The 23,152-nt window shown below is 51.0% G+C and carries 20 protein-coding genes and 1 other RNA gene; 9 read left to right on the forward strand and 12 right to left on the reverse strand.

Going from position 1 to position 23,152, the window contains the following annotated elements:
• Positions 1-155: 155 nt before the first annotated feature.
• Complete coding sequence (locus tag AACY98_RS05590; RefSeq protein WP_126978326.1) at positions 156-551, reverse strand: response regulator; 396 nt, start codon at positions 549-551, stop codon at positions 156-158.
• Positions 552-1,364: 813 nt separating this feature from the next.
• Here AACY98_RS05590 and AACY98_RS05595 point away from each other — a divergent pair.
• The 6 genes from AACY98_RS05595 (at position 1,365) to AACY98_RS05620 (ending at position 6,156) form a co-directional block, all read left to right on the forward strand.
• Positions 1,365-2,108, forward strand: a complete 744-nt coding sequence (locus AACY98_RS05595) for an amino acid ABC transporter permease (protein ID WP_126978328.1) — start codon at positions 1,365-1,367, stop codon at positions 2,106-2,108.
• On the forward strand, positions 2,108-2,782 hold the full coding sequence (locus AACY98_RS05600) for an amino acid ABC transporter permease (protein ID WP_339802658.1): 675 nt from the start codon (positions 2,108-2,110) through the stop codon (positions 2,780-2,782). The genes AACY98_RS05595 and AACY98_RS05600 overlap by 1 nt, the downstream gene beginning before the upstream one ends.
• Before the next feature lie 20 nt (positions 2,783-2,802).
• On the forward strand, positions 2,803-3,537 hold the full coding sequence (locus tag AACY98_RS05605; RefSeq protein WP_126978572.1) for an amino acid ABC transporter ATP-binding protein: 735 nt from the start codon (positions 2,803-2,805) through the stop codon (positions 3,535-3,537).
• Positions 3,538-3,634: 97 nt separating this feature from the next.
• Positions 3,635-4,684, forward strand: coding sequence for a dihydroorotase (gene pyrC / locus AACY98_RS05610; protein WP_339802661.1), 1,050 nt, complete (start codon positions 3,635-3,637; stop codon positions 4,682-4,684).
• Positions 4,685-5,109: 425 nt separating this feature from the next.
• Positions 5,110-5,436: RNase P RNA component class A (rnpB, locus tag AACY98_RS05615), an RNA gene on the forward strand.
• A gap of 198 nt (positions 5,437-5,634) precedes the next feature.
• Positions 5,635-6,156: a hypothetical protein gene (locus AACY98_RS05620; protein ID WP_339802664.1), complete on the forward strand. Its 522-nt coding sequence runs from the start codon at positions 5,635-5,637 to the stop codon at positions 6,154-6,156.
• 101 nt (positions 6,157-6,257) lie between these two features.
• On the opposite strand, the gene rplS is transcribed toward AACY98_RS05620, so the two are convergent.
• From rplS to rpsP, 4 genes are all read right to left on the reverse strand, one after another.
• Positions 6,258-6,662: a 50S ribosomal protein L19 gene (gene rplS, locus AACY98_RS05625; protein WP_126978336.1), complete on the reverse strand. Its 405-nt coding sequence runs from the start codon at positions 6,660-6,662 to the stop codon at positions 6,258-6,260.
• 105 nt (positions 6,663-6,767) lie between these two features.
• Positions 6,768-7,559 (reverse strand): tRNA (guanosine(37)-N1)-methyltransferase TrmD, encoded by a 792-nt coding sequence (gene trmD / locus AACY98_RS05630; protein WP_339802666.1) that lies wholly within the window; start codon positions 7,557-7,559, stop codon positions 6,768-6,770.
• Positions 7,560-7,658: 99 nt separating this feature from the next.
• On the reverse strand, positions 7,659-8,312 hold the full coding sequence (gene rimM / locus AACY98_RS05635; protein WP_339802669.1) for a ribosome maturation factor RimM: 654 nt from the start codon (positions 8,310-8,312) through the stop codon (positions 7,659-7,661).
• A gap of 81 nt (positions 8,313-8,393) precedes the next feature.
• Entirely contained in the window at positions 8,394-8,672 is a 279-nt protein-coding gene (gene rpsP, locus AACY98_RS05640; protein ID WP_339802672.1) for a 30S ribosomal protein S16, read from the reverse strand.
• Positions 8,673-8,914: 242 nt separating this feature from the next.
• On the opposite strand from rpsP, the gene AACY98_RS05645 reads away from it, so the two are divergent.
• Positions 8,915-9,439, forward strand: coding sequence for a GNAT family N-acetyltransferase (locus AACY98_RS05645; RefSeq protein WP_204250808.1), 525 nt, complete (start codon positions 8,915-8,917; stop codon positions 9,437-9,439).
• Between the two features lie 48 nt (positions 9,440-9,487).
• Here the strand turns inward: AACY98_RS05645 and AACY98_RS05650 are convergent, their stop codons facing one another.
• Positions 9,488-10,381 carry a LysR family transcriptional regulator gene (locus AACY98_RS05650; protein WP_339802675.1) on the reverse strand — a complete coding sequence of 298 codons (894 nt, stop codon included), beginning with the start codon at positions 10,379-10,381 and terminating at the stop codon, positions 9,488-9,490.
• 115 nt (positions 10,382-10,496) lie between these two features.
• On the opposite strand from AACY98_RS05650, the gene AACY98_RS05655 reads away from it, so the two are divergent.
• Positions 10,497-10,964, forward strand: a complete 468-nt coding sequence (locus AACY98_RS05655) for a multidrug/biocide efflux PACE transporter (protein WP_126978348.1) — start codon at positions 10,497-10,499, stop codon at positions 10,962-10,964.
• A gap of 82 nt (positions 10,965-11,046) precedes the next feature.
• On the opposite strand, the gene AACY98_RS05660 is transcribed toward AACY98_RS05655, so the two are convergent.
• From AACY98_RS05660 to AACY98_RS05680, 5 genes are all read right to left on the reverse strand, one after another.
• Entirely contained in the window at positions 11,047-12,057 is a 1,011-nt protein-coding gene (locus AACY98_RS05660; RefSeq protein WP_126978350.1) for an inorganic phosphate transporter, read from the reverse strand.
• A gap of 2 nt (positions 12,058-12,059) precedes the next feature.
• Complete coding sequence (locus tag AACY98_RS05665; RefSeq protein ID WP_126978352.1) at positions 12,060-12,707, reverse strand: DUF47 domain-containing protein; 648 nt, start codon at positions 12,705-12,707, stop codon at positions 12,060-12,062.
• A gap of 147 nt (positions 12,708-12,854) precedes the next feature.
• Positions 12,855-13,508 carry a deoxynucleoside kinase gene (locus AACY98_RS05670; RefSeq protein ID WP_339802680.1) on the reverse strand — a complete coding sequence of 218 codons (654 nt, stop codon included), beginning with the start codon at positions 13,506-13,508 and terminating at the stop codon, positions 12,855-12,857.
• Positions 13,509-13,739: 231 nt separating this feature from the next.
• Positions 13,740-15,092, reverse strand: coding sequence for a DUF945 family protein (locus tag AACY98_RS05675; protein ID WP_339802683.1), 1,353 nt, complete (start codon positions 15,090-15,092; stop codon positions 13,740-13,742).
• Between the two features lie 156 nt (positions 15,093-15,248).
• Positions 15,249-16,601, reverse strand: coding sequence for a DUF945 family protein (locus AACY98_RS05680; protein ID WP_339802686.1), 1,353 nt, complete (start codon positions 16,599-16,601; stop codon positions 15,249-15,251).
• 233 nt (positions 16,602-16,834) lie between these two features.
• Here AACY98_RS05680 and AACY98_RS05685 point away from each other — a divergent pair, with 233 nt between their 5' ends.
• Entirely contained in the window at positions 16,835-17,263 is a 429-nt protein-coding gene (locus tag AACY98_RS05685; protein WP_339802689.1) for a GFA family protein, read from the forward strand.
• A gap of 27 nt (positions 17,264-17,290) precedes the next feature.
• Here the strand turns inward: AACY98_RS05685 and uvrA are convergent, their stop codons facing one another.
• Positions 17,291-23,044, reverse strand: coding sequence for an excinuclease ABC subunit UvrA (gene uvrA, locus AACY98_RS05690; RefSeq protein ID WP_339802692.1), 5,754 nt, complete (start codon positions 23,042-23,044; stop codon positions 17,291-17,293).
• Positions 23,045-23,152: the final 108 nt, after the last annotated feature.

The raw sequence follows: 23,152 nt of genomic DNA on the forward strand, positions 1-23,152 counted from the left end.
TTATAAAGAATCAACTTTATAACCCCAACATAAACATACTGTCCGTGACTCACTGTCATTCAGTTCAACACAACAACGTGTCACGTCCCCACATCTGCAAACAACACCGCTGATAAACAAAACTTGTTTCATGAGCCGCATAATGCATCATAACATCACGAATGGTCCACGCCCATTTGTTGCTCCACCACCGTGATCAACTGACCTTTGGTAAAAGGCTTGGTTAAGTAATCGTCCGAGCCGACCATACGCCCGCGTGCCTTGTCGAAAACGCCATCTTTGGATGAAAGCATGACAACAGGGACAGAGCGAAACTTTTCATTACGTTTAATGATAGCGCAGGTTTGATAACCATCCAGCCTGGGCATCAGAATGTCGCAGAAAATCAGATCCGGCTGATAGTCATAAACTTTCGACAACGCATCAAAGCCATCCTCTGCGAGCAAAACATCGCAGCCAGCCTGTTTCAAGAAAATCTCTGCGCTGCGTCGAATGGTATTGCTGTCGTCCACAACCAATATTTTTTTCCCGCTTAGACTTGGTTGAGCCACATCAATCTCCTTTTTGCATCTCAAAAACAGATGAAATGCCGCATAACATATTCACCCCCCATCTCTTTATATGAAAAAGAGCCTTCCTCGTTTTGTCAGGTGTAAATTCTACACCAGCCGCCATTTCTAAATGGCCTTTTTCATGCCACTGCCCTGTAACAATACATACAACACTAATTTTTTGAGTTATTACAACAATATACCGAAAACTTGTTAACTAAACAATGACAAGGACTTTTCCATCATATGACGTTTTCTATTCCGCAGTGCAAAAAAACAACAATACTCCACCTTTCTCATATAGCAGGAACACATGCCAGAAAGTGGCCTCATACACCGGCTATTTCTATCTCACAACATTTGTGAACAAAAACATGCGGAAAAATCCGCTCTCCACCAGCCTCCAACGCCTGCCTGACTCATAAAAAACAATACACAAGCAGACCCACATTGTGTTTTATACCCTTCACTAATGTTTGTACCCAAATAGGGCTATTCAGTTTCAAACTGAAATCAATCATTTTTATCTATTTGATTTTTATCAATTTTTATCAAATTACATTAAAAAATCCTGGATTAATGCACGCAATTAAAAATCGTTTTATCATATTTAGTTGCTTTTTACACATATTCCAACGGTATTACCAAGCACGCTATAGCAACGTAGCTGCATCCGACCTCTGCGTCCGCATGCGTCTTATAGGCTCACTGACGGCATAGGTATAAAAAGCAGATGAAACTAATTCGCATTTCAACAATAACAGCACCATGACATACACCCCTGTCGATTTTTAAAGAACGGAGCACAATGAAATGAACTATAACTGGGACTGGGGGATTTTCCTGCAACAGGATTACACCGGGCAAGCATATTTACAGGTTCTGATTAAATGTTGGGGCTGGACGTTTGCCATCGCGGCTGTTGCATGGATCATTGCTTTATTTGCCGGCGGCGTCATTGGCACCATCAGAACGCTGCCGAATAAAGGGTTTGTAAACCGCTTTTTACTCGTCTTTGGCAACGCCTGGGTGGAATTGTTTCGCAATGTCCCTGTGCTGGTACAAATGTTCCTGTGGATGTTTGTTATACCCCAGGTGATTCCTGCGCTGCAAATTCTCAGGCCACACCCCTTCATCATGGCGGTGTGCGCACTGGGCTTCTTCACCTCGGCCCGAGTGGCAGAACAGGTCAGGGCTGGCATACAGGCCATTCCCCGTGGGCAGCGTGATGCCGCCAGGGCGTTAGGGCTCAACACATTTCAAACCTATTTTTACATTCTGTTGCCCATCGCCACACGCATCATCATGCCGCCGCTCACATCCGAAGCCATGAACATCGTGAAAAACTCAACCGTTGCCATGGTGCTTGCAGGCTTGCCAGAACTCATGAACTTCCTGACCCAGGCAATGGAAGAAACACAGCGCATTTTTGAGTTGTACATTGCTGTGGCTATTCTGTACATCATTACGGCATTTGGATTTAACAGGGTCATGCGTTTTATCGAAAAACGCATGAGAATTCCCGGATTCGCTTCTGGCGCTGCAGGAGGTCACTGATGAATATCGATTACACCTTCTTTGCGCCAGAAAACTGGAACCTGATATTCACATACGTCTTAAAAGGACTTGGCTTCAGCCTTCTTTTAACCGTTGTTGCCACTATCGGCGGGATTTTCCTGGGAACCATCATTGCGCTCATGCGCTTATCCAACTCTAAAGTACTGCAATGGACTGCCGCCATCTACGTTGATGGCCTGCGCTCCATGCCGCTGATGCTTGTACTGCTTGGATTTTTCCTGGTCGTCCCGTTCCTACTTGGACATCCGCTGGCTGCGGAAACATGCGCCATCATTACCTTCGTGTTATTTGAGGCTACCTACTTCTCTGAAATTGTCCGCGCCGGTATCCGGTCCGTTTCATCCGGACAAAGCCAGGCCGGTCAGGCACTGGGCATGACCTATGGTCAGAACATGCGGCTGATTGTGCTTCCTCAGGCATTTCGCAACATGATCCCCGTGTTTCTGACACAGGTGATTGTCCTGTTTCAGGATACCTCGCTGGTTTATGTGATTGGCGCCTATGACCTGCTTAAAGGGTTCAGCGTCCTGAGCTCCAACACCAGCCGCCCGGTAGAGGCCTATCTGCTGGCTGCCGTCGTCTATTTCATTATCTGCTTCTCGCTTTCCCGTGCTGTTAAAGCCTACCAAAAGCGTGTTGCCATTATTCGCTAATCAGGAGACCATCCACTATGATGATTGATATTAAAAATGTATCCAAGTGGTACGGAGCATTCCAGGTACTAACTGATTGCAGCACCACCATTGATAAAGGCGAAGTTGTCGTCGTCTGCGGCCCATCAGGCTCAGGCAAATCCACCCTGATCAAAACCATCAATGCGCTGGAGCCTTTTCAAAAAGGGGAAATCTGGGTTGACGGCGTTGCAGTGCACGACCCTAAAACCAACCTGCCCAAACTGCGCAGCCATGTCGGCATGGTATTCCAACACTTTGAACTGTTTCCGCACCTCACCATTACCGAGAATCTGACCCTTGGGCAGATGAAGGTTCTGCGGCGCAGCAAAGCACAGGCCATGGAACACGGCCTCAAATACCTTGAGCGCGTGGGGCTAAGTGCACATAAAGACAAATACCCGGGCCAGCTCTCCGGCGGGCAGCAGCAGCGCGTTGCCATTGCCCGCGCCTTGTCCATGGATCCGATTGTCATGCTGTTTGATGAGCCCACTTCTGCTCTTGACCCCGAAATGGTCGGTGAAGTGCTGGACGTCATGGTCCAGCTTGCACACGAAGGCATGACCATGATGTGTGTCACACACGAAATGGGATTTGCCCGCAAAGTCAGCAACCGCGTCATATTCATGGACCAGGGCAAAATCCTGGAAGACTGCTCTAGCCAGGAGTTTTTTGAAAACCCCGAAGCCAGAAGCGACCGTGCCAAAGACTTTTTAAACAAAATTCTCCAGCATTGATGCCGGTATAATCCTCATATTCTTTTTCTTTTAACCCCGCTCAAGCGGGGTTTTGTTTACAACACACCTCCTCTGTCAATAACCCTGTGAAGCAGATATGAGCCCACAACCACAAACCATCACCCTGACACGCCCTGACGATATGCACCTGCATGTACGGGACGGGCAGATGCTTGAAACCGTATTGCCGCACACAGCCAGGCAATTTGCCCGTGCGCTTATCATGCCCAATCTGCGCCCGCCCGTCACCACCGCCGAGCAGGCGGTCGCTTACCGCCAGCGTATCCTGCAGGCTTTACCCCCGGGCGCTGATTTCACGCCATTGATGTCACTTTATCTGACCGATAACACCTCTGCGCAGGAAGTGATGCTCGCCAAACAGGCTGGCGTTGTGGCATTTAAACTCTACCCGGCAGGCGCCACCACCAACAGCGATGCCGGCGTTACTGACATACGCAAAACCTATGCGACTCTGCAAGCCATGCAAAAACACGGGTTGTTATTGCTCATTCATGGAGAAGTCACAGACCCTCAGGTTGATATTTTCGACCGCGAAGCCCAGTTCATTGAGCGAGTCCTTATCCCGCTGAGAAACGACTTTCCCGAATTAAAAATCGTTCTGGAACACCTCACCACTCAAAATGGGGTTGATTACGTCAAAAGTGCAGATTCATTTGTAGCAGCAACCATCACACCGCAGCATCTGCTGTTCAACCGCAATGCCTTGTTTACCGGTGGCATCAGGCCCCATTATTACTGCCTGCCCATCCTCAAACGCGAAGAGCACCGGCTGGCCCTGGTACAGGCCGCTACCAGTGGCAGCCCTAAATTTTTCCTGGGCACAGACAGCGCGCCCCATTTGGCCTCGTTGAAAGAGGCCGCTGTTGGATGCGCCGGCTGCTACTCGGCATTCAGCGCACTTGAGCTTTATGCCCAAATATTTGATGAGGTTGCAAAAATTGAGCGGCTTGAAGCCTTTGCCAGCCATTATGGCGCTGACTTTTATGGCCTGCCACGCAATACAGGAACTGTCACCCTGAAAAAACAGCCATGGACGGTTCCCGAATCCATCCCTGTGCAGCACAGCGCCGCCCAGTTGAAACCATTGTGTGGCGAATCCCAGTTGAACTGGCAAATCCAGCCATAAAGCCCTGTCATTACTCTCATGCTGCGCACCATGAGGGTATACAACCAGGCATTTCCTGAAAAGGCAAAAAAAACCGGACTCCAAAGAGTCCGGAACAATTCCCCCACAAGAGCGCACAAAGGCAGGACCACCTTTGTGCCCACCATGGCAGCATGGCACTGCTATGGTCTGCTCAGCAAATCTTTCCAGGAGACAGGAAAGCATCAACTGAACATGGAGCAAGTATGCCATAGGGGGCTTGGCACCATCTTTGCGCCAGATCAAATGAAAGCGTCCTTTCAGCCCGGATTTGGGAGCGAATATCCCCGCCCCATCCCGTCAGATCGCTGAACTGTCACTAACATGCTACCAAATTTAAATAAAATACATAAAATCAAACTAATTTCTTTTATTTTTCTATAAAAAAGAGGATAATCAACACTTGTAAAGCAGGCCAGACCGTTGCTGGTACCGTATCCGAAAGGTGGTACTGGAGGAAGGTCCGGACTGCACAGGGCAACGTAGGAGGTAATACCTCTCCGCCGTGAGGCGAGGATCAGAGCAACAGAGACGAGTCCTGCCACTGATGTGGCAGGGGTGAAACGGGCAATCTCTACGTGCAGCAACACCAAATAGGCCAGCATTGATGCGGCTCCGCGGAGCTGGCGGGTAGGTGGCATTGAGCTGTTTCAGCGATGGGCAGCCCAGATGAATAACGGTCACATCATGAATCTCATGATGCACAGAATCCGGCCTACAGGCCTGCTTTACACTTCTTCTTTTCTTCCACGACTTTCCTGTCCCTCTCCTGCCTCATCCACCCGTCTGAGCGCAGCACACCCGGTCTTAAAAATACAAACAAAATGTGCAATATGTCCATTGAGGCGCTTATGCATCACACCTAAAATGCACCACGATGCAGCATTTGACACTGCTACCCAACCTAAACAACCCTCACTTATTTATAACCTATGATAAACGTTACACTCTTTTATGCGCTGATCATTGGCGGCGCTCTGCTCATATCGATTGCGGCATTGTTCACCATCAAGAAACTCACACGGGAAAATCTGAAAAAATTCCAGACCTTCAGCGGCATATACTTTGTCATTGTGATTCTGTTAGGCGGACTTGCATACATTTATATCGATATACTGGCAAAAAGAATGCTGATCGTGACAGATAGCGATGGTCAGTATGAATACAACTTTGTGTTCACCCCCCAGACATTGCATCTGAATAACGGCGATTCCCTGAACATCACACCCGATGAGATCGAAAGAATACTGATTCTGAATAATTCAGAGCAAGACGTCTTTTACGAGTATGTGAATTATGGCAATTTTCACATGGACACCACCCCGAAAGTCATTGCCCCTTATCAACACCTCAACAATATTGCCCGTATTGACCACATTTTTGAAGACCCACCCGATTCCGTACGTGTCAACAGCAACAGCCGGGGTGACTTGCGGGCTTGGCTTCATTATTGACAGCATCCATATCAGCTTTGGTCAAAATAACTGCATCATGCAAAAAGCCACCTTATAGGTGGCTTTTTGAATATCATCGGCAGACCATTTTCTGCTGAATATTATTCCGTTTGTGCTGCTGAATCATCCGCCGCTTGTTTTGCTGCAGAAGAACGCACCAGTTTTTCCTTAATACGTGCAGCCTTACCAGAACGCTCACGCAGGAAGTACAGCTTGGCGCGGCGTACATCACCACGGCGCTTCACTTCAATCTTGGCAATCAGCGGTGAATACAACTGGAATGTACGTTCCACGCCTTCCCCACTGGAGATTTTGCGCACGATAAAGCTGGAATTAAGGCCACGATTGCGTTTTGCAATCACAACACCTTCATAAGCCTGTACACGTTTGCGTGTGCCTTCAACCACATTCACACTGACCACAACGGTATCACCGGGGGCAAACTCAGGCAGAGTTTTGTTCAAGCGAGCAATCTCTTCTTGCTCAAGGGTCTGAATCAGATCCATTTACTTTTCTCCATGTCGATCATATCCAGCTTTTGTTGCGAAATTATGGAAAGAGATTCATCGTTGCAATATGCATCCTAAATCTCTTATAAGACTGGTAGAGGATCAAAGCCTTTTATTATAACCTATCTTTTCCAGAAAGTCTCTATCGTTTCGATCCAGCAACCCCTGGCTCAGCGCCTTCTCAATAAGCTCCGGCCGCCTTTGCCAGGTCAGTTGAAGCTGCTGCTCTCTGCGCCAGCGTGCAATTTTGGCGTGATCACCAGATAACAGCACAGAAGGAACCGCCTGTGCATCCCCCTCCCCCTGAAAAAGCAGCCTCTCAGGACGCGTATAGTGGGGATAATCCAGCAAACCATCATGCACGGGATGAAAGCTGTCCTGAATGCTGGAAAGGTCATCCCCCAGCACCCCCGGTTGCAACCGTGCCACAGCATCCAGCAATGCCATCGCGGGAATTTCGCCGCCAGAGAGCACAAAATCGCCCAACGACAACTCCATCTGAACATATTGGTCGATAAAGCGCTGGTCAATGCCTTCATAGCGCCCGCACAACAGGATTGCACCAGCTCCCTGCGCCAGTTCGCTGACAATCTGATGCGTCATCGGCCGGCCGGCCGGTGAAAACAGCAACACAGGGGGCAGGTTTCCCCCTTGCTCAGTGCACTGCGCATAAACATGCTGAATACAACGCTCCAGCGGCTGCGCCAACATCACCATGCCAGGCCCGCCACCATAAGGGCGGTCATCCACACGGTGGTAGTTATCCTCGGTAAAGTCCCGCAGTTGATGCATATGCACATCAACCATGCCGGAGGAAAATGCCCGGCGGGTAATCCCCTGCGTCAAAAAGGGAGCGAACAATTCCGGAAATAGGGTAACAACATCAAAACGCACGTATCTGGCTTTCCAATTTGCGGTATATGGAACTCTCTGCCATCCGGCATCGCAAAAGCGGTTTAAATCCGCTCATCATGCACGGCAGAGACAAGAAGCTCAATCATCAGCTTCCCAATCTACATGAATGACACCCGACTGCAAGTCCACATCCCCCACATACGCATCAACAAACGGAATCAACCGTTCAGCCTGCCGGGGAACACCCTGCGCATCTGCCTGTTCATAGGCAATGCGCAAAATACTTTGAACACCATTGCTCATCAGATCGGTCACCTGCCCCAGTACGGTGCCTTGCTGATTCACAACCTGCAATCCGATCAAATCCACCCAATAGAACTCACCCTCTTCCAACTCGGGGAAATCGCGGCGGCAAACAAAAATCCGCCCCCCCTTAAAAAGCTCGGCGGTGTTACGGTCAGGAATCTCCTGAAGCAACGCGATGATGCTGTCCCCCTGCTCACGAATCTGCTGCACGGTTAGCATACCGGGCCATTGTTCTGTCTTCTGCCCTGCCAGGGACCGTGCCTGCCTGTCTCGGCCTGATAAACTCTCGGCCGTCTTTGCTGTTTTCGCCGTTTTGGCAAAACGAGGCTCGGGTGGTAAAAAATACCATTGGTCAACAGAGAAAAGTACATCCGCCTCAGCACTGTAAGGCAGTACACGCACCGCCCCCTTGACGCCCCAGGCGCCTGCAATACGGCCCACTTCAACCGCATCATCGGGTAAATTGGATTCACTCATCTTTGTCATATAGAAAAAGGCATGGTGCAAAACACCCTCATCAGGAGGTATTTGCAACCATGCCTTATGGCATGTCAGCGTTTGTAACGATCAGGCTGCAGCTTGGTCAGCCGGAGCAGCAGCCACATTTTGGGTAGCTTGCTTCACCAGACGCACCACTGTCGGCGACAGTTGCGCACCAACGCTTTTCCAGTAGTTCACGCGGTCCAGCGACAGGCGCAAAACTTCAGCCTGACCAGAACCCAGCGGGTTATAAAAACCAACGCGCTCAATAAAGCGGCCATCACGGCGGTTGCGTGAATCAGCAGCAACAATGTTGTAAAAAGGGCGCTTTTTAGAGCCACCACGGGCAAGGCGAATAACGACCATATTTTCAAAATCCTTGATTAACCTGATAATGCAACCTGATGCCACCCTAGATACTAGGCAGCCAGGTGCTCTTGGCAGGCACAACAGAAACGATATTTACTTTTTCAGTCCGTATCAGCGTAAATATACATTACTGTTTTATACTCGCGATGCCGAGACACGTGCATGACCCCTTGGTCAGCTAACATCGCAGAAGGCGCTATTATAGCGCAAAGTCAATTGTTTGTTGTATGAGAATTCAAATGCTGATTCGACCCTGCTCCTCAGATGATTTGCCGGCTGTTACCGCTATTTACGCTTACCACGTTTTAAACAATACGGGCAGCTTTGAAACTGATCCTCCCTCTTTGGAGGAAATGCGGATGCGCAGAAAAAGCATTCTTCAGCAGGGCTGGCCCTATCTGGTAGCCATTTTTCAAAATGAAGTGGTCGGCTACGCTTATGCTGGCGCATTTCGTCTGCGCCCAGCATACCGCTATACCGTGGAAGACTCCATTTATGTGCGTCAGGACATGCATCAAAAAGGCATTGCCCGTGCACTGCTGGCAGAGCTCATCACCCAGTGCGAACTCCGGGGTGCCCGCCAGATGGTGGCCGTCATCGGGGACTCGGACAACCGGGGCTCCATTGGCCTGCATACCGCTCTGGGATTTGAGCATACCGGCATCATGCGTGCAGCAGGCTGGAAATTCGACAAATGGCTGGATGTTGTCACGATGCAACGCGCTTTAGGCATGGGTGATAAATCTGCACCGCCTCAAACCTGATTTACCCCATCGCACACACCCTGCACCCTCACGAAAATTCACCGCACATCAACGCGGCGCTTCAGATGCCTGTTCTTTTTTAAACCCTTGCTCCAAGAGCGCCAGCAGCCAGGCGCTGACAGAACCGACTGCATACCGGCTAGACCAGATGGCATCAATGGCGATGTGCTTTGGCCAGCCCGGCACACCGAGTTCATGAAGACGAGCAGGGGCATAGTTTTCAACCAGCCATTTCGGCAGACGCGCCCAGCCATAACCGGCAAGGACCATTTCAAGCAAAACCAGATAATGCGACGTTGACCAGCACGCATTCGAACGCGGTTGCACATTGCTCTTCTCAAATGACTGAATGCGCAGCTCTCTGTGATGTGCCAGATCTGCCGCACGCACATGCTTTAAGCGGGCTAATGCGTGACCAGGCGCCACCACCAGAACCACCTCTGACGTTTCTTCCAAAGTGAAATGCCGGATATGGGCAGGATATGACGCCATTGCTGCCAACAAGCCAATGTGGGCTCTACCCTGCTCCACACTCGAGACTACATCCGCATCTTCCGCAATCAGACATTCCAGCGCCAGTTCAGGCGTACGCTGGTGCACCAACGCCATCATCCGTGTAAAGCCGTCTGCCTGATAAATATCGGAAATGGCAATCGTCATCTCCAGTTGCCGCCCCTGGGCCAGTTCGCTGGCACAACGTGACAAAGAATCATTGGCAAGCAAAACCCGCTGGGCATGTTGCAGCAAAATCCTGCCAGCATGTGTCAAATGCGGCGTATGGTGTGCTCTGTCAAACAGTTGAACGCCGTATTCAATTTCAAGATTGGCAATCGCCTCGCTGATGGTGGACTGCCTCTTGCCCAGTTGGCGTGCAGCGGCTGAAAAAGACCCTTGCGAGGCCGCTTCGACAAAAGCGGTTAATGCATCCAGTGATTGCGCCATACAACCCTTCTTATAAATCAAATCATCGGAATATCCGATATATATTAACTTGTTTTTATCGGCATAGTTGTTATATTTACGGCCTTTGTACACATAGTTTACAGAAGAGGAAAGTATGCAACCCCGCAAAACTGCCAAAGAACTGGTCATACATGCCATGCTGTTTGAAATCATTGCAACAGCCATATGCGCACCCCTGTTCGCATGGATCATGGGCAAGACCCTTTTGCAGATGGGCGCGTTGTCCGTCATGTTCGCTTTCATCGCCATGACCGTGAATATGATCTACAACGCCATATTTGAACGCATTGAACACGCACTGAAATTCAAGCGTACACCGCGCATACGCATTCTTCATGCCTGCTTTTTCGAAATGATATTGATCCTGATCGTGGTGCCGCTGGCCGCATGGTGGCTGAGCGTTACACTGTTGCAGGCATTTATGATGGAAATTGGCATGATCGCCTTTTTCCTGCCCTATACCTATGTCTATAACCTGGTTTACGATCGCTTACGCGCCAAACGGCTGAAACGCATAGCGTCCCGGCGTTTTCACCTGGCCAGTTCCGGCGGGCCACACTGAACCTACATACAGAGCCGCATCAAAAAATCAGGCCTTCAGTAGCAACTGAAGGCCTGATTTGTGAGAAAAAGAATTCAAAGCGTCAGAACAGCAATATGCTGATGCCATACCCCAGTGCTGCAATCAGCGCGGATGCAGGGATGGTGAAAATCCATGCCCATACAATGGTCCCCGCAACACCCCAGCGAACCGCTGAAGCGCGCTGTGTGGAGCCGACCCCGACAATGGCGCCGGTAATGGTATGTGTTGTGGAAACAGGAATCCCAAAAAATGTGGCAATAAACAAGGTCATTGCCCCACCTGTTTCAGCACAGAAACCACCCACAGGCTTGAGCTTGGTAATTTTCTGCCCCATCGTCTTCACAATGCGCCAGCCGCCAAACATGGTGCCCAAAGCAATCGCCATATAGCAACTGATGATGGTCCACACAGGCGGCATATCGTGATTGGCACTGTACCAGCCCGTCGCAATCAGCAGCATCCAGATAATCCCAATGGTTTTCTGTGCGTCATTGCCCCCATGCCCCAGACTGTAAGCCGCGGCAGACGCCAACTGCAATCGCCGGAACCAGTGATCGACTTTGCCGGGTGCCTGTTTGCGACAGATCCAACTGACCAATACCATCATCAGGGAGCCCAGCAAAAAGCCCAGCAACGGTGAGACAAAAATAAAGGCGACAACCTTACCGATGCCGCCCCAGACCATGACCGAAGGCCCTGCCTTGACCAAGGCAGCCCCCACAATACCACCAATAAGCGCATGGGAAGAGCTTGAAGGAATACCCCAATACCAGGTAATCACATTCCAACTGATGGCACCGATCAAAGCGCCAGTCACCACATGGTAGTCAATGACCCCTGCCTGCACAATTCCTTTACCCACCGTCGCAGCCACACTTAAATGGAACACGGCAATGGCAAGCAGGTTAAAAAACGCTGCAAAAACAACGGCATGCTGGGGCTTGAGCACACCAGTGGAAACAACCGTTGCAATAGAGTTGGCCGCGTCATGAAACCCGTTCATGAAGTCAAAGATCAGGGCAATCAGAACCAACGCTCCTACAGCCCATATGCTCAGGGTAACAGCATCCATGATCAGCTATTTTCCAGTACGATGCCTTCGATGATATCGGCAACATCCTCACAGCGGTCAGTGATCTGCTCCAACTGGCTGTAAATGGCGTTGTACTTAATCAATTCACGAACATCCGGCTCTTTGCGAAACAGTGCGCTGATGGCCACGCTCTGCGCCTTATCCGCCTCAGACTCCAGCTTGTCAATTTCCTGGCACGCCTGAATCACGACCTTAACAACATCTTCTTTATTCAGCTGCTTGAGAGGCTGGACCGCATTTTTCAGGCAGACACAGGCTTTCATGGACAGATCGGTCATTGACACAATCTCAGGCGTCATGGCATGTACATCATAAAGCGACATCGCCTGTGCCACATGCTGAATGGTATCGACCACATCATCAATGCCGATCGTCATGGAATGAATCTGCTCACGATCAATGGGCGTGATAAACGTCTTGTGCAAAAGCCTTAACACTTCTGCCGTGATGCGATCGGCCTTGTGTTCGATTTCAGCGATTTCGGCAGTCAAACGCTCACGCGCTTCAACATTATCATATTCGCTGACCAGTTGGGAAAAAGATAAGGCAGCCTGATACATTTCATCTGCATGCCTGTTGAACAGTTCGAAAAAGTTACCTTCTCGAGGCAGTAATTTGCTGAATAGCATAAAGCGTTGTAACTTCTCTCAAGTGTGAAGCTAACAGTTTAACCTGTCTTTCCCCCAATTTTCACCAAACCTGACATTTTCCTTTCATCCCACTGGACTAAATGAAAATAACCACATGATTTCCGAAAAATAAGGCAGGAATCCACTTTATAGCTGGGGGTTAAAGAAACCACGGGTTCCGCGAAACCCCTCCAACCGCTGTAATAATCCATGAAAATGCGCTTCATTATCAATAGGATTGAAGTTTTCGGTATTCACGGCAAATACCGGCGCCCTTTCATAATGCTGAAAAAGGTGTGCATAACCATCTGCCAGCCGTTCCAGATACGGCAGCTCAATGCGCTTTTCCATGGATGTTGCGCGTTTGCGAATCCGCGCCAGCAGGGTTTGCGGCTCGGCCTGCAGCCAGATCACCAGATCCGGCGGCGCAACCTCGGCAGGTATGACATCATGGTGGATGCGCTGGAATAAAGCGTACTCTTCCTTATCCAGTGTCAGCCAGGCAAAAACATCGTTCTTCTCAAATAAATAATCCCCGACAACTCTTTGCCCCTGAGCCAGGCACGCCTGTTCATTGCGTTGCTGGTCCAGGCGCTGAAACATGAAGTACAACTGTGTCGCCAGCGCATGGCTGGCCCCGGAGGTTTCATAAAAACGCCCCAGAAAAGGATTTTGCGCCGCATTTTCCAGCACAAGCGTTGCGCCCAATACAGAAGCCAGCTTTTCCGCCAACGAGGTTTTACCTACCCCAATCGGCCCCTCAACCACGATATGCGGAAACCGTTCCAGAACTTTTGACACATTACCCCCTTCACTGTGACATGAATCTGTATGCATACATACTTAGCCGTTTTTATCACACTTCTCTGCCGGGCAAATTCAGGCCGGTATAAAAAACCGCAGGGCTCCCGGATATCGTACGCAAAACATATGCAAAGCCGAACGCCCGCATCACCAAAATAACAGGGCGATCACGCACTGCGTGACCGCCCCACCCATCAAACGTACAGATAATAAAAAGCTAATGCGCCATCATCGGCCAAGAGACCTTCCATTCATCATCGCAGTGCCTCCTTGATAAGAGAAGTCCCATGTCACCATTCCGCCTCTGTTGACCAAAACACCTTGTTGAATCTGCTCCTGCAACTGAGCATATACCTTTGGCCCCAGAATCTCACGTGTCAGCATTGAGGCAGGCGCACGGAAATCCATTTGAACACTGAGCCTGGTCATCAGTAACGCCATAAATGGCGTGCGTTTCAAATCGTCGGCAGTAATGCTTGCAACTCTGATATCCACGTGAGATTCAGCGGTTTGCCCATTATAGGTAATTGTAAAAGGATCAATGATAAATGCCGGCGATGCTTTGAAGATATCCGCAGCCCTGCTCTCCATGATTCTCATCGCTTCCTGTTGCGCCCGGGGCGAGTTTCCGGCAGCTTCATACTGTTTTGAAAACTCCTCCATCACAGGCACGTTGATATTATCCAGTCTGGAATAAAGGTTCACCTGCATGGAATTCCCCATGACTTTGGCATCAAACTTGATTTCCATTTTGTATGAGGCAAAATCACCGTCACGCCGCTCTTCACTGACCAAAAGCACTTTGTTAATATCAAATTGCTGCTCCGGTTTTCCCCCATCGATCAAAAACCTCTCCAGTGCCAGATTGTGATTGCCATTCCACCACGTGACAATATCACCCACCTCACTGTCACGGGCCTGATAAGTCAGTTGATGAATCAATAATTGAGACTGGGTGCTTGGCTGGGTCAGCAGCAGATACGGAAAATTCACAGACAAGTCTGCTTTGGTCCCCAAACGACGGGTCTGAAATTGTGCCGCTACCCCGTTATACTGAAATTGTGTATCGCCATTATCCAGATCGAAAGCGGCACCATAGACATCGGTTGAAAAATCCTTCCAGTAGGTGATTTTAATTTGCGCTGTTATCAGGTTCTGCCCCTGCAACGACTGCACGATCTGCGGCGAAACATGCGCCGGGTCAAAATTGGCAACTGTATCAATCCTGGCTAATCCAAGGCCTTTGCTTCCCAGCCAGGGGCCTGTGCGAATGTCATTATCCACAATAATGCGGATTGGCTTTTGCGGCAGTTCAAAAGGCGTTTCGTAAAACTCGTTCTGGCGCAAATAGCTCCGACGGACATCCCACTCAACAGCGAATTGCGCCTGAGAGTCAAACAGCCCCCTGTGGTAACTCAATTCCGTTACACGCACATCAGGCATGTTTTCCTGCAGCCATATGTTGGTTTCAACAACTTCCTCATGATAACGTTTCTCAATATAAAAGCTGCTGCCAAAAGCAGCTCCTAAATAAACCCCAACCAATACCACAGTTCCAACCAGCAGCGTCTTCGCCTTCATAATCTCCTCACATGCACTGATACGTAAAATAATTTTTAAAGAAAACACCCATCAGCAGACAATTTTCTTTGATTTTGGCTTTTCCATGTAACAAACAGCCCCCTTTCACCATTAAATTGGCACAAATAAGACATTTTTTATATGGCATGGCAATGATCAAAAAACAGCCAAAGTGGACCCTATTGTTTTCCCATTCACCTGTGTAACGCCCTGCTGGTAAGAAAAATCAGACACCAGCAGCTCTCCTCTTTTCACCAAAAATCCCTGCTCAATCAGGGCCAAAACCTGAGGATATACAACTTCACCCAGCATATCCTCTGTGAGTAATGATGCAGAAGCCTGAAAATTGCTCTGACCATTTATCTTACTCATCAACACCATTGGCAATGGCATGCGCTTCAAATCTCCATCTGATATGGAGTCCACCTGTATTTGCGCTGAATAGTCGGCAGTTTTTCCATCATAGACAAATGCAACGTTGATTGAAAAAGAAGGTGATCTTTTGTAAATATCTGCCAGATGCTCTTCAAGCTGTGCAAACAATGCCATCCCTTTTTCGCTAAACGCGCTTGTCTTCGACAATAGCTCTAATGTGGCTGCATATCCATCAATTGCCGGGGAGAACAAGCGATTCATCTTCGAATTAAATGACAACTGAAACGGACGCCCCGACCACACGCCTTTGGTTTCGAAATTCATGACAGGAGAGATAAAATCCCCCTCACTATTTTCCTGCACCATCAAGTGCAATTTAGCAATATCGATATTCATACCCTCGGAACCCAAACGCAGGCCATCCAGGGTTAATTTCTGATCGCTCGTCCAGAAAAATATGTTGGCTCTGCCATTCAATGACTCATACAGCAAATTATCAACCTGCAAATGCGTATGACGCTTTGCATCGCTCCAAAGCACGTAAGGCAGCCTGACACTCATATCCACCAGCGATCCAGACTGATGTGTTTGAGCTCTGACATGCATACCAGAAAACTGAAGCTGCATTTGCCCGGCATCCATGTGAACCGGAGTCACATAAACCTCCGTCCCGAAACTGTTCAAATAACCAACTTTCGTCTGCCCTGTTCCCAGGTCCTGCCCTTGCAATGATTGAATCAACTCGGGTGAAACGCTGGCCGGATCAAAGTGAGCACGCGTTTCTACTCTGGCCAACCCCACCCCCTGGCGCCCCAGCCAGGGGCCTGTACGGACCTGATGTTCAAAAACAATACGCACAGGCTTGCCAGCCCCGCCGAAAGATGACTTATTCGCATCATCAAAAATTGGGGGCATATCCACTTCAAGCACAAACTGCGCAGATGAATTGAAAAACCCTCGCTGATAGCTCGACTCAATGATACTGATGCCTGGTGCAGATTCCAGCAGCCAGGCGTTTATTCTGATTCTTTGCTCGTTGTAACGTTTCTCGAAATACCAACCATGCCACCAGGCACCTGCTAAATATATAAAAACCAACGCCACAATACCAATTAACAAGTATTTTGTTTTCATAACATTCACATGTATTTTCTTGCGATATATATGCGTTAATTATATGTAAGTATTTTTTAATCAGCAAGTCTATTATTTTTCATGTACTTATGTTATGTTGTATACAGGTATTTTCAAAATACGGGTACTTTTTTTACATGTCATAAAAGCAAATAGGACACCCGCCCCTTTGATACAAACGTCATTGTTTCAATGTAAATACCCGGCCACCGACAACTTATAAGGAGCAATAAATGGACACCAGACAGGCAAACGGCAGTTGTTTATGCGGCAAAATCAAAGTTAAATTGGGGGCATTCAATTCGCAGGTGTATGCCTGCCATTGCGGAATGTGCCGCAAATGGAGCGGCAGTCTGCTCATGTCTGTTGACGCTGGTAAAAGTGTCCAGTTTGAAGGCGAAGAATATATCCAGGTTTACGATTCATCTGCATGGGCCGAGCGGGGCTTTTGCAAAAACTGTGGCACACACCTGTTTTACCGCATCAAAGCAACACAGGATTACTTCCTGCCCATCGGGCTGCTGGACGATATCCAGGACGACCAGGTGCAGTTTGTCTCGCAAATCTACATTGACCGCAAACCCGCATATTTCAGCTTTGCCAACCCCACACAGACCATGACAGAAGCGCAGGTCATGGCCATGTTTGCACCTGAAGCATAAATGCCGCCAGCGGCAAGCTGCCGCGGCTTAACGCCGCCGCAGCACCGTTTTCAGCGCCTCTCCGGTATGAGAATCTTTGGTTGCCATGACCTGCTCCGGCGTACCGGTTGCAACCACAAGGCCGCCACCGGAACCGCCTTCCGGCCCCATGTCGATCACCCAGTCGGCCTCGGCCACCACATCCAGGTCATGCTCAATCACCAGCACCGTATGCCCCGCATCCGTCAGCCGGTGCAGCACATGAATCAGTTTTTCAATATCGGCCATGTGCAGCCCTACGGTCGGCTCATCCAGCACATAAAACGTATGTGGCGTGCGGTTGCCACGCCGCGTCACATCATCGCGGACTTTGCTCAGTTCGGTTACCAGTTTAATGCGCTGCGCCTCACCGCCAGAAAGTGTGGGTGACGGCTGCCCCAGCGTCAGGTAACCCAGCCCAACATCCTTGAGCAACTGCAACGGATGGCTGATGGCAGGCATGGAGGCAAAAAACGCCACCGCTTCATCCACCTCCATCTGCAACACTTCACCAATGTTTTTGCCTCGCCAAGTTACCGCCAGCGTTTCGGGGTTGAAACGCACGCCATGGCAAATCTCACATGGGACTTTCACATCAGGCAGAAAGTTCATTTCAATCGTGCGCATGCCCTGCCCGTCGCACCCCGGGCAGCGTCCTTCGCCGGTATTGAAAGAAAAGCGTCCCGGGCCATAGCCGCGTGCCTTGGCTTCCAGCGTATCAGCGAACAACTTGCGCACGGTATCCCAAAAACCGATATAGGTCGCCGGACATGAGCGCGGCGTTTTACCAATCGGTGTCTGATCCACTTCAAGCACCCGGTCCACCCGCTCATAGTGGTCAATCCCCTGACAATGCTGCCAATGCGGCTTGCCTTTGCTATTCACGGCCATGTGCAGGTTGCTCAGCAGAACATCACGTGCCAGCGTCGATTTGCCTGACCCTGACACACCGGTAATGGCCACCAGCCGTTTCAGCGGCACGGCAATATCCACATGGCGCAGGTTATGCATCATCGCATCACGCAGATAGACCGACTCGTTCTCCAACGTCTGCGCATCCACTTTGCGGCGCTCATGCATCGGGTGTTTCAGCGGATGCGCCAGATAGCGCCCGGTTACAGAATCCGGCTGCGCCGCCAGATCCGCCATGCTTCCCTGTGCAATAACGCGACCGCCACGCGTACCCGCACCAGGCCCGATATCAATGATATGGTCAGCCGCACGAATCGTTTCCTCATCGTGCTCCACCACCATCAGCGTATTACCCTTATCGCTCAGCGAATGCAATGCTTTCAGCAGAATCCGGTTATCGCGCGGGTGCAGGCCAATGGTCGGCTCATCCAGCACATAGCATACGCCCTGCAGATTGCTGCCCAACTGCGCTGCCAGCCGGATACGCTGCGCCTCACCGCCTGACAGCGTAGGCGCACCACGATCCAGCGTCAAATAACCCAGGCCGACCTCTTCCAGAAAATCCAGCCGGCTTTCAATCTCGGGCAACAGGTCGCGGGCAATCTCTGCATCGCGTCCATGCAACTGCAACGCCTGCACCCAGTTCCGCATATCGGTTACCGAAAGCTGCGCCAGCTCGGTAATGGTAACCCCGGCAAACAACACATTACGGGCCTGCACATTCAGTCTGGTGCCATGGCAGCTCGGGCACACTTCATCGCCAACACCATCCACTTCAGGCTCGGCAAAACTGCGTTCGCGGCCCCTGTTATCATCCTGCGCAACGATGGAATCGTCATACGCTTTACGCTGGTCCTTGTTCAAACGCAAACCCGTTCCCACACAATCGGGGCACCAGCCATGCTTGCTGTTGTAGGAAAATAAACGCGGATCAAGCTCAGGATAACTGGTGCCGCATACCGGGCAGGCCCGTTTGGTTGAAAACACATGCACATGCCCAATACGGGCGGCAGATGAGCTGTCGCGCATGGCCTGCTGCAAACCGGTCAGGTCATCAAGCACATGCGCAATGCCTTTTCCATGCTCCAGTGTTTTGCGCAAGGCATCACGCAGGTATGTTTCATTCTGTGGCTTCACATGCACATCGGCAACCGGCAACTCCAGTGTATGTTCCTTATAGCGGTCCAGCCGTGGAAATTTAGCCGTAGGCAAAAACTCGCCATCCACACGCAGGTGCGTATATCCCTGGTTCTTTGCCCAGTCTGCCAGATCCGTATAGACACCCTTGCGGTTCATCACCAAGGGCGACAGCAAACCAATGTGCTGCCCGCGGTAACGCGTCAACAGTTGGGCGGCAATCTTTTCAGCCGTCTGCGGCTCCACCGCTGTATCATCATGAATACAGTGCTGCACACCCAGTTTCACATACAGCAGGCGCAGATAGTGCCATACTTCCGTGGCGGTACCCACCGTGCTTTTCTGTCCACCACGCGAAAGGCGTTGCTCAATGGCCACCGTCGGCGGAATGCCATACACCGCATCCACCTCGGCACGGCCTGCCGGTTGCACAATGGAGCGTGCATAGGCATTGAGCGATTCCAGATAGCGCCGCTGCCCTTCGCCAAACACAATGTCAAATGCCAGCGTCGACTTGCCGGAACCGGAAACGCCGGTAATCACATTGAATACGCCGCGCGGAATATCCACCGAGAGTGACTTCAAATTATGCTCACGCGCATTCACCACTTCAATTTCATTATGCGCAGCAGCGTGTGCCTGTTTCTGGTCTTCCAATGTCAGCAGGTATTTCGCAACCTGCCCTTCAGCCACATGCATATCGCCGGAACCCAAAGCCTGTTCATACGCTTTGAGCGCCTGCCCGGTATAAGAATCGCGGCAGGCTTTTACCGCTTCCGGCGTGCCTGTGCATACCACCTGCCCGCCCGCATCTCCACCCTCTGGCCCCAAATCAATCAGCCAGTCTGAGGCGCGAATCACATCCAGGTTATGTTCAATCAGAATGATGCTGTGCCCGGCGTCCAGCAATTTACGGAAAGCCCGCATCAGTTTGGCAATGTCATCAAAATGCAGTCCAGTGGTTGGCTCGTCAAACAAAAACAGCGTCCCTTTTTTAGCCAGCTTTTGTGCCGTGGCGCTGCGTGAGCTGAGCTTGCCCGATGTTGCCTGCGCCAAAAAGCCAGCCAGTTTCAAACGCTGTGCCTCACCACCCGACAGTGTTGGTACCGGCTGCCCCAGCTTAACGTATTCCAGCCCGACATCGACAATCGGCTGCAACACGCGGCCGACTTCTGCATCCTGCGCAAACACCTGCGAAGCCTCGCTCACCGTCAGGTCCAGCACATCAGCCACCGTGTAATCACGGCCACCCCGCATCAGGGTCACCTCCAGCACCTCCGGCCGGTAACGTTTGCCGTCACAGTCTGGGCAGCGCAAATACACATCGCTCAGAAACTGCATTTCCACATGCTCAAAGCCTGAGCCGCCGCAGGTGGGGCAGCGGCCATCGCCGCTGTTAAAGCTGAACTTGGACGCCGTATAACCACGCTCACGCGCCAGGGGCGTCTGGGCAAACAGCGAACGGATGGCATCCCATGCACCGACATAACTGGCCGGATTGCTGCGTGCCGTCTTGCCGATAGGAGACTGGTCCACAAAAACCGCATCGGCCAGCCAGTCTGCCCCCAGCAGCTGGTCATGCACGCCGGGGGTTTCCGTCGCTTTCCCCAGGCCGCGACATAGCGCCGGATACAGCACATCCTGAATCAATGTGGATTTGCCGGAACCCGAAACGCCGGTTACCGTGGTCAGACAATGCAGTGGAAACTCCACATCAATATCTTTCAGGTTATGCTCGCGCGCGCCCTGCAAAATCAGGCGGGGTGTTCCTTCTGTCACCAGGCGTCTGACGCCCACCCCAATATGCTTTCGCCCCCCCAGATAAACGCCGGTCAGCGTATCGGCCTTGCGCAACGCTTTGGGTGTGCCGTCAAATACAATCTGGCCACCGTTTTCTCCCGGCCCCGGGCCCATATCCAGCACCCGGTCGGCCGCCAGCATCACGGCCGGGTCATGTTCCACCACCACCAGCGTATTGCCTGCATTGCGCAAACGGTGCATCGCTTCAATGATGCGGTTCATATCGCGCGGGTGCAGGCCAATGCTGGGCTCGTCCAGCACAAACAGCGTATTGACCAGCGAAGTGCCCAGCGCGGTCGTCAGGTTGATACGCTGCACCTCACCGCCCGAAAGTGTCCGGCTTTGCCGGTCCAGCGTCAGATAACCAATGCCCACATCACACAGGTACTGCAAACGCGTACGAATTTCGTCGTACAGCAGTTGCAGCGGGTCTTTCTCTGTATCCGTTGCCTGCTGCTTTTTTAAAACGGGAAACGCCAGATTGATAAAGCGGTACAGCCGCTCTATCGGCAGCAGCATCAGGTCATGTAAAGATAGTCCCGGCAATGCCTCGAGCTGCTTATGGCTCCATTGCACACCTGCGGGCATAAACCGTTTTTCCGGTGCCAGCACGGCATCCGCTTGCTCTTTGCTGCCCACACGCCACAACAGCGCTTCCGTTTTCAGGCGCGCGCCCTGACAGACCGGGCAGGTGGTATAACTGCGGTATTTGGAAAGCAGCACACGGATGTGCATTTTGTATGACTTACTTTCCAGATATTCAAAAAACCGGCGGATGCCATACCACTGCTTGTTCCAGTTGCCCTCCTTGAAGTCGGGCGTGCCGTCAATCACCCACTTTTTCTGGGCATCCGTCAACTGGCTCCAGGAAGTATCACGCGGTATGCCTGCAACCGCCGCATAGCGCAACAAATCATCCTGTATCTCAGACCACGCTGGCGTCTGAACCGGCTTGACCGCGCCGCCACGCAAGGTCAGTTTTTCATCGGGAATCACCAGCCCCCAGTCCACACCAATAACCCGCCCGAACCCACGGCACGATTCGCACGCACCATAAGCCGAGTTGAATGAAAACAGGGAGGATGTCGGCTCCGAATATGTCAGATCACTCTCAGGGCAATGCAGCCCGCTGGAGAAACGCCAGATATCCGGCTCTTTTTCACCAGATTCATCTTCAGCGTTTTCAGGCAAGGCATACACATTCAAACGGCCGCCGCGTTTCAGACAGGTTTCAATGGCTTCAGCCACCCGTGCCGGCTCTACATTGTCTATGCGGAAACGGTCCGCCACCACATCCAACAGCTTGCGCGGACCGGTCAGTGTTGCAACCTCACGCTCAGCCTGAACGCGCGTAAACCCGCTCACCGACAGCCACTGCTCCACCTCCGCCTCGCTCACATTGGACGGCAACTCCACCGGAAAAGTCAGTACCACGCGCGGGTTTCCGGCCTGCTGCGCCCTGCGCTCCAGCTCGTGCTGAATCGACTGCACATTGTCATGCTTGACAGATTGTGCCGTAACGCGGTCAAACAAATGCGCCGCACGCGCAAACAGCAGCTTGAAATGGTCGTTCAGCTCCGTCATGGTGCCTACTGTGGAGCGCGATGTCCGTACCGGATTGGTCTGGTCAATGGCAATGGCAGGTGGCACTCCCTCTACCGCATCCACCGCAGGCCTGTCCATACGGTCCAAAAACTGGCGCGCATAAGCACTGAATGTTTCCACATAGCGGCGCTGCCCTTCCGCATACAGCGTATCAAACACGAGGCTGGACTTTCCCGAACCACTTGGCCCGGTGACCACCGTCAGTTCCCCCGTATGAATATCAAGATCAACCCGCTTGAGGTTATTCTGGCGTGCGCCGCGGATATGAATATCTTTTTGACTGTTGTCTTTTTTGGCTGATGTGCTCATACAAGGCTTTAGAAATACATATACTGGTCAGGCTGAATATTGTAGAACTATCTGGATAAATTTACAGCACTTGTCTGCAACGACCACAATGCGCTCATGAAGTGCCCA

It is taken from the genome of Saezia sanguinis (assembly GCF_963921665.1).
Classification (GTDB): Bacteria; Pseudomonadota; Gammaproteobacteria; order Burkholderiales; family Burkholderiaceae_C; genus Saezia; species Saezia sanguinis.